We start from the raw sequence: 1,951 nt of genomic DNA, 5'->3' as shown, positions 1-1,951 counted from the left end.
TGATGATCCAGGCAACCGTGCCCAGCGGCCTGGGTCTGCTGTTCACCGACTGGCGCTTCGACCACGCCCTGCTGTGGTCTGGCGTGGTAACCATGATCGCGATCGGTTACCTGCTGGGCGCGCTGCGCACACACAAACTCACCCCCACGCGGCTGGCCGCGGCGGCACTTCTCTACCTGGTCTTCGCCACCGGGCTCGTCCCGATCCTCACCCGATAACCGTCGGCACGGGCGAAAGCCCGCGGAGGACAACCACGACCGGTGGTCTCCAGCGCCGCCGGCGCGAATCGGCGGGTGTGGGCAGCTCGGACGGCATCACCCCGTCGTACAATCGCCATGCCTCATCGAGCCGACCCCGGCCGCGTTAGCTCAGTTGGTAGAGCGTCGCCCTTGTAAGGCGAATGGCGAGAGTTCGAGTCTCTCACGCGGCTCCATTCCTGTCGGAACTGAGGGATAGCGTCGTGAAGCTACCTTCACGCTGGGCGGACGTGGTGAGGCCTCATTCCGGGTCGACAACCCGTTGGGACCGCACCGGCCGGCGGGTGCGGCGCGGCAACAGCGGGATGCGCTCGGCGATGTTGCTCAGGGGGTTGACCACCAACGTCAGCGCCACCACCGCGTCCTGCAGGGTCTCGATGGCCGGCTCCAGCGCCTCCATCCCCGGTACCAATCGGCTCAGGGTGTCCGCGACGTTGGCGAGCTGCTCCAGCGGCCCATTCCGGGCCGTCAGCCGGTCGATCAGCCCGCCCTCGGCGAGCAGCCGCTCGGCCAGCCCGTCCTCGGCGAGCACCCGCTCGATCAACCCATCCTCGGCAACCAGCTGATCGACCAGTCCGCCGGGCTGAAGTGCCCGCTGCAACCCGCCGCCTTCGGCGGTCAGCCGGTCGAGCACTCCGCCGGGCCCGGTCAGCTGGTCGACCAGGCCGCCCGGGCGCAGCAGCCGGTCGACCGGGCCGTCGGTTGCCAGCGCGCGCCCCAGCGGCGCGTCGTCGTCGAGCAGCTTGGCCAGCTGATTTGCGCGGGCGATCGTCTCGTCCAGGCCCAGCACCTGCGCCATGGGATTGCGGGGTGGCGCCCCGCCGACCTGGCCCACGGTTCGCTTCGCCAACCCGAGGGCGGTTGCGGCAACGTCGAGTGCGGCGTCGGCGGCCGCGAGGCCGATCCGGGCGGGTGCTTTTGCCACAGCAGCCACCGCGACCAGCTGCTTGGCCAGACCCATGCCGCCAGTCTATGGGTGACCTGGCGACCGCACTGGTGGTATCGACCGCCGCGCAGGCATAGATTGACAGTATATACACAGCCACCTTCCAGGTGCTGTTCAATCGAATGAGGGGGAATGGACGTTATGGCAGCACCAGCCGGGCCTGATACCACCCCGGAGGCTTGTATCCTCGTCATCGACGACGAGCCGAACATCGTCGAGCTTCTGTCGGTCAGCCTCAAATTCCAGGGCTTCGAGGTCCACACCGCGGCAACCGGGCCCGCGGCGCTGGATCGCGCGCGTGAGGTTCGGCCGGACGCGGTGATCCTGGACGTGATGATGCCGGGAATGGACGGCTTCGGAGTGCTGCGCCGGCTGCGCGCCGACGGGGTCGACGCACCCGCGCTGTTTCTGACCGCGCGGGGCTCGTTGCAGGACAAGATCACCGGACTGACCCTCGGCGGCGACGACTATGTGACCAAACCGTTCAGTCTGGAAGAGGTGGTTGCCAGGCTGCGGGTCATCCTGCGCCGCGCCGGCAAAGGCGTCCGGGAGGAGCACAACGCACGGTTGGTCTTCGCCGACATCGAACTCGACGAGGACACCCACGAGGTGTGGAAGGCCGGTGAGCCGGTGTCGTTGTCGCCCACCGAGTTCACCCTGCTGCGCTACTTCGTGATCAACGCCGGCACGGTGCTCAGCAAACCGAAAATCCTCGATCACGTGTGGCGCTACGACTTCGGCGGCGACG

General features: G+C 68.0%; 3 protein-coding genes and 1 tRNA gene. 3 read left to right on the top strand and 1 reads right to left on the bottom strand.

Annotated elements, in window-relative coordinates; translation table 11 throughout:
• Positions 1-218, top strand: a 218-nt coding sequence (locus AC2VOP_RS16635; protein WP_486961997.1) for a hypothetical protein, incomplete at its 5' end; no start/stop codon positions are given.
• A 139-nt stretch (positions 219-357) separates the two neighbouring features.
• Positions 358-433, top strand: a tRNA-Thr gene (locus tag AC2VOP_RS16630).
• 65 nt (positions 434-498) lie between these two features.
• On the opposite strand, the gene AC2VOP_RS16625 is transcribed toward AC2VOP_RS16630, so the two are convergent.
• Positions 499-1,218 carry a hypothetical protein gene (locus AC2VOP_RS16625; RefSeq protein ID WP_486961996.1) on the bottom strand — a complete coding sequence of 240 codons (720 nt, stop codon included), beginning with the start codon at positions 1,216-1,218 and terminating at the stop codon, positions 499-501.
• A gap of 126 nt (positions 1,219-1,344) precedes the next feature.
• Between AC2VOP_RS16625 and AC2VOP_RS16620 the strand changes: the two genes are divergently transcribed.
• Positions 1,345-1,951 (top strand): response regulator transcription factor (locus AC2VOP_RS16620; protein WP_486961995.1); only part of this gene is annotated, 607 nt, incomplete at its 3' end.

It is taken from the genome of Mycobacterium sp. TH-M106 (genome assembly GCF_057473765.1).
Note: the sequence above shows the minus strand (reverse complement) of the source record. Positions and strands in the feature narration are given on the sequence as shown.